This is a genomic window from Gimesia maris, assembly GCF_008298035.1.
GTDB classification, from domain to species: domain Bacteria; phylum Planctomycetota; class Planctomycetia; order Planctomycetales; family Planctomycetaceae; genus Gimesia; species Gimesia maris.
In genome coordinates this window covers 7,247,094-7,262,174 of the sequence record NZ_CP042910.1, presented here as the reverse complement: position 1 = coordinate 7,262,174, position 15,081 = coordinate 7,247,094, and the positions used below count along the sequence as shown (strand labels likewise).

Genomic DNA, 15,081 nt, shown 5'->3' with positions numbered 1-15,081 from the left:
TAAGGTGTGTTTTTGCCCGAAAAAAAGACCGGTAGCAAGGACGGAAAAGCAGATTGTTTCGAGATGGAAAATCTTAGGCCGTATAGGCATACAGCATTAAGAAAAGATAACATTTTTTCTAATCAGCCAGGCGTTCACACTTGCAAGCAAGTGCCTGATTGCTATATTGAGCTGCTTACTGAGTTTCGGCGGGGAAAGTACCTCTTTAGCCAGGCGAGTTGTTCAGGTTGCATGAGGCTTGAGGCCTGTTAACTTGGTTTCAGGTCAACAGGCTAGCGTAGCTCAATCGGCAGAGCATCGGTTTTGTAAACCGAAGGTTGTGGGTTCGATTCCCACCGCTAGCTCTTTTTGCCTGGATTGCCACATGAAAATAATTAGTTAACTTATTTGTGGCGTTAGGTTTGTAAAATCCAGCTTCGGCTGGTTGGGGGGAATTCCCGAGCGGCCAAAGGGGTCAGACTGTAAATCTGATGGCTACGCCTTCGCAGGTTCGAATCCTGCTTCCCCCAATTATAGATGTTGTAGTTTGACTGAGTCACAGTACAGTGCGGGTGTAGCTCAACGGTAGAGCCCCAGCCTTCCAAGCTGGTTGTGAGGGTTCGATTCCCTTCACCCGCTTTTTATAAGAGTTGCGATTCGATTGAACATCAAAAAGTGCTGCTGTGGCTCAGTTGGTAGAGCGCGTCCTTGGTAAGGACGAGGTCATGGGTTCAAGTCCCATCAGCAGCTTTTTGAGTGGATTTATAAATGTGGATATCAGGAGGTGTGTGCCTCTTGCGTGCGAGGGGTGACTCCTGTTTTTACCTCGCTATTTGTTTTGTTGGTTTTATTGTTTAAGTCTGGCGTTGTGTCAGGTTTAAAAAAGGGGTTTTAAAGAGAGATGGCTAAGGAAGTCTTTGAGCGAACAAAGCCGCACGTAAACGTAGGTACGATTGGACACATCGACCATGGTAAGACAACTCTGACAACAGCTTTGCTGGCGGTACAGAGCGAAAAGGGTCTTGCCCAGATGAAGAGTTATGCTGATGTTGCGAAGGGCGGAACCGTTCGCGACGATACCAAGACTGTGACAATTGCTGTGAGTCACGTGGAGTACGAAAGCGAAACTCGTCACTACGCTCATATCGACTGTCCCGGTCACGCCGACTATATCAAAAATATGATCACCGGTGCTGCCCAGATGGATGGTGCCATTCTGGTGGTCTCCGCTGCTGACGGCCCGATGCCTCAGACGCGTGAGCACATTCTGCTCGCTCGTCAGGTGGATGTGCCTTCGCTGGTTGTCTTTCTGAATAAGTGTGACCTGGTCGACGACGAAGAGTTGCTCGAGCTGGTTGAAATGGAAGTGCGCGAACTGCTGACCAAGTACGGTTTTGATGGTGATTCCATTACAATCGTCCGTGGTAACGCCAAGGGTGCTCTCGATCATCCTGGGGACGAGAAGTTCAATGCCTGTATCGGTGAGTTGATGGATGCTCTGGATAGCGATATCGAAGCTCCTGAACGTGAAGCCGACAAGCCATTCCTGATGGCGATTGAAGACGTGTTCTCGATCGCTGGTCGTGGTACTGTGGTAACCGGTCGTATTGAGCAGGGTAAAATCACTGTTGGCGACAAAGTAGAAATCGTTGGTCTGCGTGACACACAGGAAACAACCTGTACCGGCGTGGAAATGTTCCAGAAGACTCTGAACGAGGGTATGGCTGGTGACAACGTGGGTATTTTGTTGCGTGGTACCAAGAAGGAAGATGTCGAACGTGGTCAGGTTCTGGCTGCCAAGGGCTCCATTCCTCCGCACACCAAGTTCGAAGGTCAGGTATACGTGCTGAGCAAGGACGAAGGTGGTCGTCATACTCCGTTCTTCAATGGATACCGTCCTCAGTTCTACTTCCGTACTACGGACGTGACTGGTTCTACGACATTGATGGGTGGCGCAGAAATGTGTATGCCTGGTGATAACGTAGAAGTTCAGGTTGAACTCGGTAAGCCAATCGCCATGTCTGAAGGTAGCCGTTTCGCGATTCGCGAAGGTGGTCGTACCGTTGGTTCTGGTGTGGTTACCAAAATCGTTGAGTAATCGAAAGCGTTGCTTTCTCTGTTAAATCAATGGTGTCCACCCTGTTTTTCATGGGGTGGACACCTTCAGGTTATATTTGATTTGTGAAATTGATGTCCGTGAGGGCTGAGGGCTGTTATGGCACGTGAATATGTATGGTTAGAATGTACTGAGACCGGAATGCGAAATTATCGGGTCAGTAAGGAAACTCGTGGCTCTGAGCGGCTTTCACTGATGAAGTACTGCCCTAAGTTGCGGCGTCACACTCTGCACAAAGAGTCTCGCAAGAAGTAAACGTCTTGCTGGTCGGGGTTTTGTGACTGGTGTCAGTTTCTAGAGTTGCTTCCGGTTGTCAAAATGTCTGGCTGGTTCAGGCTGGTAGACGGGTGTAGCTCAATTGGCAGAGCACTGGATTCCAAATCCAGCGGTTGGGGGTTCAAGTCCCTCCGCCCGTGTTTTTAGTGTTGCATTTGCTGTCGGGGCTGGCATGAGAGTCTGGTGTCCCTGGCGTTGTAAAAAGCAGGTTTGCGATTTTTTTGATTCGCCTCTGTTCTTAAATATTTTAGTAAACTGGTCTCATGGCTAAATCCAAAGCGGAACAAGCATTTTCAGCCACACTGGTAAGTGGCGGTTTGTATAAACGAAATCAAGGGCGACTGGTCCGTCAGTTGACTGCGATTGGCCTGGTGGCAATTTCCATTTTCGGCGCTTATTCACTCTATAATGTGTTACCGCTGGGGATGTCTGCTGGAATGCAGAAGGGGATTGCTGTGGCGATCGTCGTGGTTTCTACATGGCTGGCGTATCGGGTGGTGAATTTTCCCCGTTTTGCTGACTTTCTGATCTCTGTAGAAGCGGAAATCGGCAAAGTGACCTGGGCGACCTGGGATCAGTTATGGCGGTCTACCACTGTCGTAATTGTGTTGATGTTTTTTTTAGCGTTTTTACTGTTGGCTTTTGACGTGTTCTGGCAGTGGTTGTTCAGATTGATTCGCTTTTTGCAGATCTGATATCACCAGGCGAGTCGGCCTTTCAGTGAATTGCGGAGATTTTTGATCTCTGCTTCTTGAATAAATCGTTCTTCCTGCTCATTATGGGCGATTCCTGTTTTTTGCGGTCTTCTGGATCGCAGTATTAGAGTCAAACAGGGCTTTTGTCAGTTTCAAAAGCCTTATTGAAGGTGTCTCATGAGTAATGATTCTGGTTCTGAACCGACCTCTGAAAGTCCGGAAGGCTCAGAAAAGCGCCTCTGGTACGTGTTGAAGGTGCAGAGCAACCGGGAGAAATCCATTCGAGACGCACTCTTACGTGGTATCAAACGGGATGGGCTGGAAGAGTATTTCGGGGAAATTATTATCCCCACAGAAAAAGTAGTTGAAACAAAAGGCGGAAAAAAGCGGGTCTTTGAGCGAAAGCTGTATCCAGGTTATCTGATGATCCAGGTGGAGCTGAATGATGACAGCTGGTATCTGGTGCGTTCCACAAATGGAGTCGGGGACTTTACCGGAGCAGCAGGCAAGCCGATTCCCATGCAGGAGCATGAGATTGCCCGTATGCTGGGCCGGGAAGAGTCAAAAGAAGAAACTCCGGTTAAAATCAAACTGGATTTTCAAGTGGGTGATGTTGTTAAGGTGAAGGATGCCACCTTCGAAGGGTTCGAGGGAACCATCGATGCGGTTGATGAAGCCAGTGGCAAAGTAACCGTCCTGATTGAAATATTCAGTCGTCCTACTCCGACGGAGTTGGAATACTGGCAAATTGAAAAAGTTTAGCGGGCCGTCCGGCTCTGTTCTAAACGGTAAAGATTCATCTATTTATAAAGTGTTTTGAAAGTCGGTCGAATGGCTAAGCAGCTTGTTGCAGAAGTGAAAGTTCAGATTCCCGGTGGTGCCGCGACCCCGGCTCCTCCTGTTGGTACCGCATTGGGTCCCCACGGTGTCAATATTGGCCAGTTTGTTCAACAGTTCAACGAACGTACCAAAGATATGGCTGGAACCACAATTCCTGTCGTAATCAGCGTGTACAACGATCGTTCGTTTGACTTTGTCATGAAGAGTCCGCCGGCTGCTGTACTGCTGAAGCAGGCTGCTCAGATTGCAAAAGGTTCAGGTAATCCCAAAAAGAACAAAGTTGGCAAAGTGACTATGGCCCAGTTGAAGGAAATTGCCAAGACCAAGTTTGCGGATCTGAATGCCCCTGACCTGGATCAGGCTGCCAAGGTTATCGCTGGTACTGCTCGCAGCATGGGCCTTGAAGTTGAAAAATAAGCTGGTCTGCTGAATGCCTTCTTTCGAGAAGTGTTCATGATTTAATGCAGGCGAAAATTCATAAATCCATCTCACGTTTAGTCGGATAGAGAGTCATGGGAAAACAATCCAAGCGAATTAAATTTTATAACGAAAAGCTGGCTGGCGTCGGTACGGTCGGTCTGGAAGAGGCGGTCGGCGTGCTGAAGTCTCTCGAAGGCGATCTGCCCGCGAAAATCAAGCCTGTAAAAATGGATCAGACTGTTGAACTGGCTGTGCGGCTGGGCGTTGATCCTCGTCAGGCTGATCAGCTGGTACGCGGTTCGATCAATCTGCCTCACGGTATTGGTAAGACTCAGCGAGTGGTAGTATTCGCCCAGGGTGCCAACGCAGATGCCGCTGAAGCTGCCGGTGCTGATGCGGTCGGTGGTAAGGATCTGGCAGAAAAAATTAAAGGTGGCTGGCTCGATTTTGATGTAGCCATCGCGACTCCTGACATGATGGGTGTGGTTGGCCCACTGGGACGTGTGCTGGGGCCTCGGGGTCTGATGCCATCTCCTCGTGCCGGTACCGTAACCCAGGATGTGGGTACCGCGGTTCAGGATTACAAAGCAGGTAAGGTTGAGTTTCGTGTGGATGCCGGCGGAAACGTCCATTGCCGCGTGGGTAAACTCTCGTTTGATGAAAATCAGCTGGTAGAGAATATTCAGGCAATGCTGAAGTTTCTGGATTCACTGCGACCTTCATCTGTGAAGGGGGCTTATGTGCGAAATGTTGCTATTTCAGCGACAATGAGCCCTGGGATTTCAGTTGCTCTGTAAGCATAGCTGGCATCTGAAAATCATCACTTAAAACAAAGAAACAGTTTTCGGCGTTTCATAAGCTGGAAGAGATCTCATGAGTAAAATTGTAAAAGAAATGATCATCTCCGAGATAGAAGCTCGGATCAGCGAAGTCCGCGACTTCGTCGTAGTTGATTCTGCAAAAGTGGATGCGATTACCGATAACGGTTTCCGTCTTAAGCTGCAGGAAAAAGGGATTGCATCCCTGACGGTGAAAAATTCTCTGGCACGCCGGGCTCTGGCCAATATTGGCGTTGAAGGCCTGGATGATGTTCTGAAAGGACCATCCACTCTAGTCTGGGGCGGAGAAGACATTGTCGCCCTGTCCAAAGAGATGACCAAGTGGGCTTCCGATATCAGCACGCTGGAGATTAAAGGTGGTGTGACGGAAGGAACACCGCTTTCATCGGAAGATGTTACAAAGTTGAGTAAGAGCCCTGGTCGAATGGAATTGATCGGCGAAATTGTCTCTCGGGTCCTTGGACCGGGTGCACAGTTGGCAGGGGCGATCAAAGGTCCTGGTGGGACCCTTGCAGGGCAAATTAAGACGATCTCTGAAGGAGAGGCGGCATAGTTCACCGATTTGTTCGGGGATCATGAACCGTTAGTCAAAAATTTGTAGCAACGGCTGCTGAGGCAAAGCAGCGTTGATTCCATTTACATTGTTGAGAGATTTTATTTTACGCATTCGTGCGAAAGGAAAGAGAAGATGGCGACAGCCGAAGCAACAACTGAATTTGGTGAAGAAACCAAAGAACTGGGTGACAAAATTGCTGGATTGACATTGCTCCAGGCTAAAGATCTGGCTGAATACCTCGACGAAGTTCACGGTATTAAAGCTGCCGCCGGTGGCGCTGTCATGATGGCTGGTCCTGCCGCTGAAGCTGGTCCTGCCGCTGAAGAAAAGACAGAATTTGATGTCATCCTGACCGGATTTGGTGACAACAAGATTCCGGTGATTAAGATCGTCCGTGCGGCCACAGGCCTGGGACTGAAAGAAGCAAAAGACCTGGTTGAAGGTGCTCCTAAACCATTGAAGGAAGGCATTTCCAAAGAAGATGCCGAAGCTCTGGTTAAGGAAGTCAAAGAAGCCGGCGGTACTGCTGAAGTTAAGTAGTCAATCACTGAAAAAAGCCATCTGAATCTGACCTGTGCCGAAATAGTTTGGCACAGGTTAGATTTCTGTGTGTGTACATATGGTTTTTTTCTGCGTATGATTGAAGTGTTCTGTTACACAGTTTACAATGCTGGCGAGTAGGGGCGCGCGATTCTGTCGGGTTGTGTTCGAAAGTAATGTTGAGTGACTGTACTACAGAAGCTTCATTTCGTTACGTGTTGATGCTGCTTCCTATTTTTGTTTCCGTAAGTTTATCTGCTTCGATCAGTCATCGTTTCAGTCCCATTTGGTCTAAGCAATCGACTCATTGCACTCTCTTTTGAATAGCAAAGTAGTATTGAGCGATTTATCAGGCTTTAACTTAATCAAGCGATTCGCTTTTAATGCAGCATTCGGGGCTGTATTCTCTCGAGGTGCGCGCCGCGGCTCCTCGCAATTCTTGGTTTGTGCTCTGTCAGTCCTCCCGCGTCAACTGCGCAGAGCATTTCCACATCTGGCACCAGGTAAGTAGAAAAGAACATCTTAATGCCGATTCCAGCACAGCGAACTATTCCCACTCATTCTGTCAAAAACTTTGGTAAGATTGAACATGGTTTTGAGTTGTCTGATTTAACACAAATTCAGACTTCGTCCTATGCGAGTTTTCTTCAAGCCGACAAGTCGCCTCGCGAGCGAAAAAATCAGGGTCTGGAAGAAATTCTCCGCGAAGTGTTCCCGATTGAAAGCTATCAGGGGCAGTACCAGTTGGAGTACGTCAAGTATGAACTGGGCAAACCCCGTTACACGCCCACAGAATGTCGCCAGTTGCGGATGACCTATGGTCGTCCTTTCCGTGTCTGGCTGCGGCTGGTGAAAGAACAGCCGATTGAAGAGGAAGTCTACCTGGGCGATCTGCCCGTGATGATCGGCGGTGGTGAGTTCATCATCAACGGGGCTGAGCGCTGTATCGTCAGCCAGTTGCACCGTTCACCAGGCGTCGACTTTGTACTGAGCTCTGAACCAGGTGAAAAGAAAGAATATTCCTGCCGCGTGATTCCAGAACGAGGCAGCTGGATCGAGCTGGTTGTCGGCAAAAAAGATACGCTGGGTGTGCGGATTGACCAGAGTGGTAAATTCTCGGCAATGACTCTGCTGCGAGCCATGTCCAAAGATTATTCTTCCGACACCGATCTGGTGAAGCTGTTCTACGATACGAAATCGGAAAAAATTTCGTCCAGCAATGCCATGGAAAAACTGCTTGGCAAAATTGTCGCAGAAGACGTCATCTATCCGGCCGGCCATGATCGGTGTGGTGAGGTTATTCTGGACTGTTGCGGAACCATCACTGAAGAGCTGATCGACGAAATCGTTGACACCGGTTTGAAAACCGTTGAGATTGTGGACGAAGTTACCGACGTGCTTGTGCTTCAGAGTATTGCTGAAGACCCGACTGCCACTCACGAAGAAGCGCTGCTGCGAATTTATTCCCGCCTGCGTCCCGGTAATCCTCCGCAGCTGGAGCGTGCGATTGATCTGTTCAAAGAGAAGTTCTTTGACGTGAACCGCTACCGCCTGGGGCGTGTTGGTCGCTTCCGTATCAACCGTAAGTTCAAACAGGATGTTCCCGATACGGAAATGACTCTGCGTCCGGAAGACTTTATCAACTCCATTCGGTATCTCGTGCGATTGCGTGTAGGTGAATCCTCTGCCTATGTGGATGACATCGATAACCTTGGTAACCGTCGTTTGCGTACGATTGATGAACTGGCCTCCGATGAAATTCGGAAAGGGTTTCTGAAACTGCGTCGTACCGTGCAGGAACGCATGACTCAAAAAGACGTTGAGGAAATGTCTCCCCGTACGCTGATCAATCCCAAGAGTGTTTCTGCAGCCATCGATTTCTTCTTTGGTCGCAGTGAACTTTCGCAGGTGGTTGACCAGACGAACCCGTTGTCCATGCTGACTCACGAACGTCGTCTGTCTGCGTTGGGGCCCGGTGGTTTGAACCGGAAGCGTGCAGGCTTCGAAGTTCGCGACGTACACATTTCTCACTACGGACGAATCTGCCCGATTGAGACACCGGAAGGTACCAACATCGGTCTGATTTCCAGTTTGAGTATCTTTTCCAAAGTCGATGATTACGGCTTCCTGGTAACTCCTTATCGCTACGTCAAAAATGGTAAGTTAACCGACGAAGTGCACTGGATGCGTGCCGATGAAGAAGCGGAGGTCCATGTGGCTCCTGCCGACACGCCTGTGGAAAATGGTAAATTTATCGAAGACCGTGTGATGGCTCGCCACCGTGATGACGTGGTCTGGATTGCCGCCGGTGATGTTGATTATATCGACGTGGACCCTGCCCAGATGGTGGGGATCTCGGCCGGTCTGATTCCGTTCCTGGAACACGACGATGCGAACCGTGCTTTGATGGGTTCTAACATGCAACGTCAGGCAGTGCCTCTGCTGATTGCCGAACCACCACTGGTGGGAACCGGGATGGAAGTGGCAGTGGCTCAGAACTCCGGAATGGTCGTGCGGGCTGAAAAGGCCGGTAAGGTGACCTATGTGGATGGGAACGTTGTTGAAGTTAACGGCAAGAAATACCGTCTGCGTAAATACGAAGGTCTGAACGAGCGAACCTGTCTGAACCAGACACCTGCCGTGAGTGTCGGCGATCAGGTGAAGAAAGGGCAGATTCTCTGTCACAGTGCCGCTGCCGCTGACGGATTGCTGGCATTGGGTCGCAATGTGCTGGTGGGCTTCATGTCATGGGATGGTTACAACTTTGAAGACGCGATCATTCTGTCAGAACGCCTGGTGAAAGAAGACGTTTACACTTCGATTCATATTGATGAATTTGATGTGGAAATTCGCGAAACCAAACTGGGTCGTGAAGAATTCACGCGTGATATTCCCAACGTCAGTGAAAAGGCGCTGAGGCATATCGGTGAAGACGGCATCATTAAAGTTGGAACCCGTGTCCGCCAGGGTGATATCCTGGTTGGTAAGGTTTCACCGAAAGCGAAAGCCGAACTGACACCCGAAGAAAAACTGCTGCACGCCATTTTCGGTCGTGCTGGTGAAGACGTCAAGAACGAATCTCTGGAAGCATCCAGTGGTGTGGAAGGGATCGTAATTCATACCGAAAAATTCGCCCGTCGCATGAGCCTGACCGATTACGAACGCAAGCAGTATGACGAAGAGCTGAAGAAGGTTGAAGAAGAGGGTAATCATCAGATTGCTGAAGAGTTTCGCGATTTCCTCAAGACATTTGAGAACGCACTGGGTCAGCCTATGGTGGATGACGATGGTCGCAAGGTTCGTGAAATTCCTGAAGATAAATTCGTATCGCAATATGCTCATGATTTCCTGTCTCACCTGGATGACATGGATATCCGCAGCCCGCAGAAAAAAGCAGACTGTCGTGCTGTGATTGAAGATCTGTGGCCGAATGTGGAAGACGTGATTGAAACCTGTGACCAGAAGGTCAACAGTATGAAGCGCGGCGAAGAACTGCCGAACGGCGTACTGCAGATGGTTAAGGTTTACGTGGCATCCAAACGCCAGATCTCTGTCGGTGATAAAATGGCTGGTCGGCACGGTAACAAAGGGGTGATCTCCAAGGTTCTGCCGATCGAAGACATGCCGTTTACCGAAGATGGTACTCCGATCGACATCATGTTGAATCCGCTGGGGGTTCCCAGTCGTATGAACGTGGGACAGATTCTGGAAACCCACCTGGGCTGGGCTGCCGAGAAGCATGGCTTCCGGGCTGTCTGTCCGGTCTTTGACGGGGCAATGGAATCACAGATTCAGGAGTTCCTGGAAACGGCCGGTTTGCCTAAGGATGGAAAAGCACAGTTGTTTGATGGTCGTACGGGTGAAGCCTACGAACAGAAAACAACCGTGGGTCAGATTTACATGCTGAAGCTTCACCACCTGGTGGATGACAAGGTACATGCCCGTTCGACAGGTCCTTACTCATTGATTACACAACAGCCTCTGGGTGGTAAAGCCCGGTTCGGTGGTCAGCGATTCGGGGAAATGGAAGTCTGGGCACTGGAAGCTTACGGTGCCGCTTACATTCTGCAGGAACTGCTCACTGTGAAGAGTGATGATGTCGAAGGCCGTACCAAGATTTATGAATCAATGGTGAATGGCGAGAATACACTGGAAGCCGGTACGCCAGCCAGCTTTGACGTGCTAAATAACGAAATCCGTGGACTTGGTTTGAATCTACAACTGGAAAAGAATCCCGGTTAACGCGTTCTCCGAACCGGGGAGTTGCGTCAAGCGTGAAGTTTTTTTCAGGATCAATGTCTGATCATAATTAGTTCAGAAAATAAGGAGCGTGCACAGTGAGTGTTGCACAGACAGCTTACGAGCGAATTAACGATTACGGTTCAGTGAAAATTGGGCTGGCCAGTCCTCATGATATTCGGAGTTGGTCATTCGGCGAAGTCAAGAAGCCGGAAACCATTAACTATCGAACCTATCGTCCCGAGCGGGATGGTCTGTTCTGCGAGCGAATTTTTGGTCCTGAAAAAGACTGGGAATGTGCCTGCGGAAAATACCGGGGCATGAAGTATAAAGGGATGATCTGCGACCGTTGTGGTGTGAAAGTGACTCACAGCCGCGTCCGTAGAAAGCGTATGGGGCACATCGAACTGGCTGCACCAATTGTGCATATCTGGTTCTTCAAATCCATGCCCAGCCGCCTGGGTGCGTTGTTGAATATGAAAACAACGGCCCTCGAGAAGGTGGTATACTTCCAGGATTATGTTGTCACCGATCCCGGGGAGACACCCCTGGAAATGTGCCAGACCATGACCGAAGAAGAAGCACGCCAGAATCAGGCCAAGTATGGTCCTGGCGCCTTTGAAATCGAAATGGGTGCCGAGGCCATCAAGAAACTGCTGATGAGCCTGAACCTGGTTGAATTGTCCGTCAAGCTCCGCAAGGATCTGTTTGAGACAGCCAGTCAGCAGAAGCGCAAAGATTACATCAAGCGTTTGAAGATTGTGGAATCGTTGCGTGACAGTGACAACCGCCCTGAGTGGATGGTGCTGGAAGTCATTCCTGTGATTCCCCCCGATCTGCGTCCTCTGGTGCTGCTGGATTCAGGCAACTTTGCCACCAGCGACCTGAACGACCTGTATCGTCGAATTATTAACCGCAACAACCGATTGAAAAAGCTGGTCGACCTGAATGCACCTGAAGTCATTGTGCGGAACGAAAAACGCATGCTGCAACAGTCGGTCGATGCGTTGTTTGACAACAACCGCTGCAAGCGTCCGGTTCTGGGTTCTTCCAACCGGCCTCTGAAGTCGCTGACAGACATGATCAAGGGTAAGCAGGGACGTTTCCGTGAAAACCTGCTGGGTAAACGTGTTGACTATTCAGCACGTAGTGTGATCGTGGTGGGGCCTGAACTGAAACTGCATCAGTGTGGTCTGCCCAAGAAGATTGCGTTGGAACTGTTCCAGCCCTTCATCATTCGCCGTTTGAAAGACAGCGGCCATGCCGACACAATCAAGTCTGCCAAGCGCATGCTGGAGCGTAAGGATGAGGACGTGTGGGATATCCTGGATGAAGTCATTCAGAATCACCCCGTGCTGCTGAACCGTGCTCCGACGTTGCACCGGATGGGGATTCAGGCATTTGAACCGATTCTGGTGGAAGGAAACGCGATCCGCGTCCATCCGCTGGTTTGTGGTGGTTTCAATGCCGACTTCGACGGAGACCAGATGGCGGTTCACTTGCCGCTCTCGATCGAAGCCCAGGTGGAAGCGACCACGCTGATGCTGGCGACTAACAACATCTTCAGTCCTTCTGATGGTGCTCCCATTATTCGTCCTTCACAGGATATCGTGATGGGTTGCTACTACCTCACGCTCAAAAAAACAGAGCGTAAGGGGGAAGGTATGATCTTCTCTGGTGTGAACGAAGTGCATGCCGCCTTCCAGCAGCGTCAACTCGACCGCCATGCGATTGTCAAGGTGCGAATGCCTTCCGATAAGCGGATTAAGGGAGATGGGGCAGACGATTTCAAGATGGGTGGTCTGATTGAGACGACTGTCGGGCGTGTGATCTTTAATGATATTCTGCCCCGGAAGATGGCCTTCTACAATCTGACCATGAAGGGACGCGATCTGTCCAACGTGATTTCTGACTGTTATCTGGAACTGGGACGGCGGGAAACGATTAACCTGCTCGACAAGATGAAAGAAACCGGTTTCCGGGAGTCAACTTTGAGTGGTCTGTCCTTCGCAACCAGCGACCTGAAGACCGCGCCGAACAAGGCCAAGGTGATTGGTGATTCTGAAAAGACGGTTCTACAGAAAAATAAACTGTATGACCGTGGTCTGATTACTGCGGAAGAGCGTTATAACCAGGTGCTCGATACCTGGACCCATGCCCGCGAGCTGATTACGACCTCCATGATGCATGAGCTGGAAAACGACTACCGTGAAAACGGCAAGTACGTAAACCCGATCTATCTGATGTCAAACTCAGGTGCTCGTGGTGGTATCGAACAGATGCGTCAGCTTGGTGGTATGCGTGGTCTGATGGCCAAACCGAGTGGGGAAATTATTGAAACTCCCATCAAGGCGAACTTCCGTGAAGGTCTGACCGTACTGGAGTACTTCAGTTCGACTCACGGTGCACGAAAAGGTCTGGCGGATACGGCGTTGAAAACGGCGGACTCCGGTTACCTGACACGTAAGCTGGCAGATATCTGTCAGAACGTGGTGGTCACCGAACACGACTGTGGTACAACCCAGGGCATGACCCGCGGGGTAGTCTACCGTGGTGAAAAAGTCGAAATGAGCCTGACCGATGCGATTCGTGGTCGTGTCAGTCGTACGAACATTGTCGACCCGATTACCGACGAAGTGATTGTGCGTGAAAACGAACTGATCACCGTTGAGATTGCCCGTCGCATTGAAGAAATGGGGCTGGAGAAAATTCAGGTCCGCAGTCCAATGACTTGTGAATCCTCACTGGGTCTCTGTCGACTGTGTTACGGGATGGACCTGTCGACCGGTTCGCTGGTTGAGGAAGGTCTGGCTGTCGGGATTATCGCCGCACAGAGTGTGGGTGAACCTGGTACTCAGCTGACAATGCGTACGTTCCACATCGGCGGAACTGCTTCCCGCGAAGTGGAAGAAAACGAGATTCGTACCCGCCGTGCCGGTAAAGCAACCTTTGCCCGTATCCGATCTGTTGTCAACAGTGAAGGTCTGAGTGTTGTGCTGACGCGAAACGGGGAAGTCGTGATCAACGATCCCAAGGGACGTGAACTCGAGCGGTATACCATTCCGAACGGTGCCACCCTGATGGTCAATGAAGGTGATGAGCTGTCCGAAGGTCAGGTCATCTGTCAGTGGGACCCGCACTCCATCTCGATCCTGGCCGAAGTGGGTGGCCGTGTCCGGTATGAAGAGTGTGTGGAAGGTAAGACCATTCGTACGGACAAGGACCCCAGTGGTCACGTCCGACGTTCGATCATTGAACATAAAGGTGAGCTGCATCCGCAGATTATCATCGAAGACGGTACCGGGAAAATTCTCGACTTCTACTACCTGCCTGAAAAAGCAAGCATCGAAGTGGAAGAGGGGGCGCAGATCACTGCTGGTACGGTGGTCGCCAAGAATCCCCGCGAATCTTCCGGTACCCAGGATATCACCGGTGGTCTGCCTCGTGTGACGGAGCTGTTTGAAGCACGTCGTCCGAAGGACCCCTCGGTTCTGGCCGAGATCGACGGCGAAGTCGAATTCGTTCCAGAAAAGAAACGTGGTAAGCGAATCGTGATTGTGCGTGGTGAAGACGGAACCGAAGTGGAACACGTCATTCCTCACGGTAAGCATCTGCTGGTTCACGCGGGTGACCTGGTGAAAGCCGGCGATGCTCTGGTGCGTGGTCCTCTGGTGCCTCACGATATTTTGCGTGTGAGTGGTACCGAAGCGGTGCAGCAGTACCTGCTGCATGAAATTCAGAACGTCTATCGTGCACAGCGTGTGACGATCGACGATAAGCATCTGGAAATCATTATTTCCCGCATGTTGAGCAAGGTGATGGTGGAAGATGTGGGTGATACCAATCTGCTGCCGGGCATCGTGCTCGACAAGCTGACCTTCCAGCAGATCAACGAAGAGACCAGTGCCTGTGTCAAGGTTGTGGATTCGGGTGATACCGACTTCCAGCCGGGCGACCTGGTACCCCTGGCGACCATTGAAGAAGTGAATGCCCAGGTAGAACTGGCAGGGCAGGGTCCCGCCAGCTTCACCAAGCCGCGACCGGCGTCTGCCAGTTCGCAGCTGCTGGGGATTACCAAGGCTTCCGTGCAGAGCGAAAGCTTTATCTCGGCTGCCAGTTTCCAGGAAACCACTAAGGTACTGACCGAAGCTGCTCTGGCAGGTCGTGTTGACTACCTGGTTGGTCTGAAAGAAAACGTGATTCTGGGGCACCTCGTGCCGGCAGGAACCGGCTTCTACCAGCATCAGACTGCTGAAGTACGAATCCGACCGGAGGCTCTGGAAGAACTGAAAGCAGAAAAAGAACGGATTCTGGCAGCACGCATGAGCCTGCTGAACGAAGTGACGCCTGATAAACCGGTTCCCCTGGGAGGCGGTCAGGAAGTGGAAGATTATGGGCAGGGAGGGGCTGATACCTCAGTAGAAAATACTCCCCCCAGTCCGAATCCTTATGAAGAATAAGGTGTAGCAGTCCGAACGATATTGTGGTTCAGTCGATTGCCTTTGATCAGAAATTGGATCAGGTGTGAGACTTGACGGATGCGTTTGGGCTGGATACATTGTCCCGTTCCTGTCTCCGGTG

General features: G+C 50.6%; 10 protein-coding genes and 5 tRNA genes. All 15 read left to right on the top strand.

Annotation, left to right across the window (positions count from 1 at the left end):
• Nucleotides 1-271: 271 nt before the first annotated feature.
• Nucleotides 272-344 (top strand) — tRNA-Thr (locus tag GmarT_RS27115).
• Nucleotides 345-427: 83 nt separating this feature from the next.
• Nucleotides 428-509 (top strand) — tRNA-Tyr (locus tag GmarT_RS27110).
• A gap of 38 nt (nt 510-547) precedes the next feature.
• Nucleotides 548-618 (top strand) — tRNA-Gly (locus GmarT_RS27105).
• A gap of 38 nt (nt 619-656) precedes the next feature.
• Nucleotides 657-729, top strand: a tRNA-Thr gene (locus GmarT_RS27100).
• 151 nt (nt 730-880) lie between these two features.
• Nucleotides 881-2,077 carry an elongation factor Tu gene (gene tuf / locus GmarT_RS27095; RefSeq protein ID WP_002647429.1) on the top strand — a complete coding sequence of 399 codons (1,197 nt, stop codon included), beginning with the start codon at nt 881-883 and terminating at the stop codon, nt 2,075-2,077.
• 117 nt (nt 2,078-2,194) lie between these two features.
• On the top strand, nt 2,195-2,350 hold the full coding sequence (gene rpmG / locus GmarT_RS27090; protein WP_081459537.1) for a 50S ribosomal protein L33: 156 nt from the start codon (nt 2,195-2,197) through the stop codon (nt 2,348-2,350).
• 88 nt (nt 2,351-2,438) lie between these two features.
• Nucleotides 2,439-2,511: transfer RNA gene (locus tag GmarT_RS27085), tRNA-Trp, on the top strand.
• 123 nt (nt 2,512-2,634) lie between these two features.
• Nucleotides 2,635-3,066, top strand: coding sequence for a preprotein translocase subunit SecE (gene secE, locus GmarT_RS27080; RefSeq protein ID WP_002647430.1), 432 nt, complete (start codon nt 2,635-2,637; stop codon nt 3,064-3,066).
• 177 nt (nt 3,067-3,243) lie between these two features.
• A complete protein-coding gene (nusG, locus tag GmarT_RS27075; protein ID WP_002647431.1) occupies nt 3,244-3,828 on the top strand; it encodes a transcription termination/antitermination protein NusG in 585 nt (194 codons plus the stop codon).
• 69 nt (nt 3,829-3,897) lie between these two features.
• A complete protein-coding gene (gene rplK / locus GmarT_RS27070; RefSeq protein ID WP_002647432.1) occupies nt 3,898-4,323 on the top strand; it encodes a 50S ribosomal protein L11 in 426 nt (141 codons plus the stop codon).
• A 95-nt stretch (nt 4,324-4,418) separates the two neighbouring features.
• Nucleotides 4,419-5,123, top strand: coding sequence for a 50S ribosomal protein L1 (gene rplA, locus GmarT_RS27065; protein ID WP_002647433.1), 705 nt, complete (start codon nt 4,419-4,421; stop codon nt 5,121-5,123).
• 76 nt (nt 5,124-5,199) lie between these two features.
• Entirely contained in the window at nt 5,200-5,718 is a 519-nt protein-coding gene (gene rplJ / locus GmarT_RS27060; RefSeq protein ID WP_002647434.1) for a 50S ribosomal protein L10, read from the top strand.
• A 135-nt stretch (nt 5,719-5,853) separates the two neighbouring features.
• Entirely contained in the window at nt 5,854-6,261 is a 408-nt protein-coding gene (gene rplL, locus GmarT_RS27055; protein WP_002647435.1) for a 50S ribosomal protein L7/L12, read from the top strand.
• A gap of 525 nt (nt 6,262-6,786) precedes the next feature.
• Nucleotides 6,787-10,503: a DNA-directed RNA polymerase subunit beta gene (rpoB, locus tag GmarT_RS27050; RefSeq protein WP_002647436.1), complete on the top strand. Its 3,717-nt coding sequence runs from the start codon at nt 6,787-6,789 to the stop codon at nt 10,501-10,503.
• Nucleotides 10,504-10,598: 95 nt separating this feature from the next.
• Nucleotides 10,599-14,960: a DNA-directed RNA polymerase subunit beta' gene (gene rpoC / locus GmarT_RS27045; protein ID WP_149303471.1), complete on the top strand. Its 4,362-nt coding sequence runs from the start codon at nt 10,599-10,601 to the stop codon at nt 14,958-14,960.
• Nucleotides 14,961-15,081 lie beyond the last annotated feature (121 nt).

Bases quoted from the DNA above. Each gene is read 5' to 3' on its own strand.
- tuf (WP_002647429.1), top strand. From the start codon at position 881: ATGGCTAAGGAAGTCTTTGAGCGAACAAAGCCGCACGTAAACGTAGGT.
- rpmG (WP_081459537.1), top strand. From the start codon at position 2,195: ATGGCACGTGAATATGTATGGTTAGAATGTACTGAGACCGGAATGCGA.
- secE (WP_002647430.1), top strand. From the start codon at position 2,635: ATGGCTAAATCCAAAGCGGAACAAGCATTTTCAGCCACACTGGTAAGT.
- nusG (WP_002647431.1), top strand. From the start codon at position 3,244: ATGAGTAATGATTCTGGTTCTGAACCGACCTCTGAAAGTCCGGAAGGC.
- rplK (WP_002647432.1), top strand. From the start codon at position 3,898: ATGGCTAAGCAGCTTGTTGCAGAAGTGAAAGTTCAGATTCCCGGTGGT.
- rplA (WP_002647433.1), top strand. From the start codon at position 4,419: ATGGGAAAACAATCCAAGCGAATTAAATTTTATAACGAAAAGCTGGCT.
- rplJ (WP_002647434.1), top strand. From the start codon at position 5,200: ATGAGTAAAATTGTAAAAGAAATGATCATCTCCGAGATAGAAGCTCGG.
- rplL (WP_002647435.1), top strand. From the start codon at position 5,854: ATGGCGACAGCCGAAGCAACAACTGAATTTGGTGAAGAAACCAAAGAA.
- rpoB (WP_002647436.1), top strand. From the start codon at position 6,787: ATGCCGATTCCAGCACAGCGAACTATTCCCACTCATTCTGTCAAAAAC.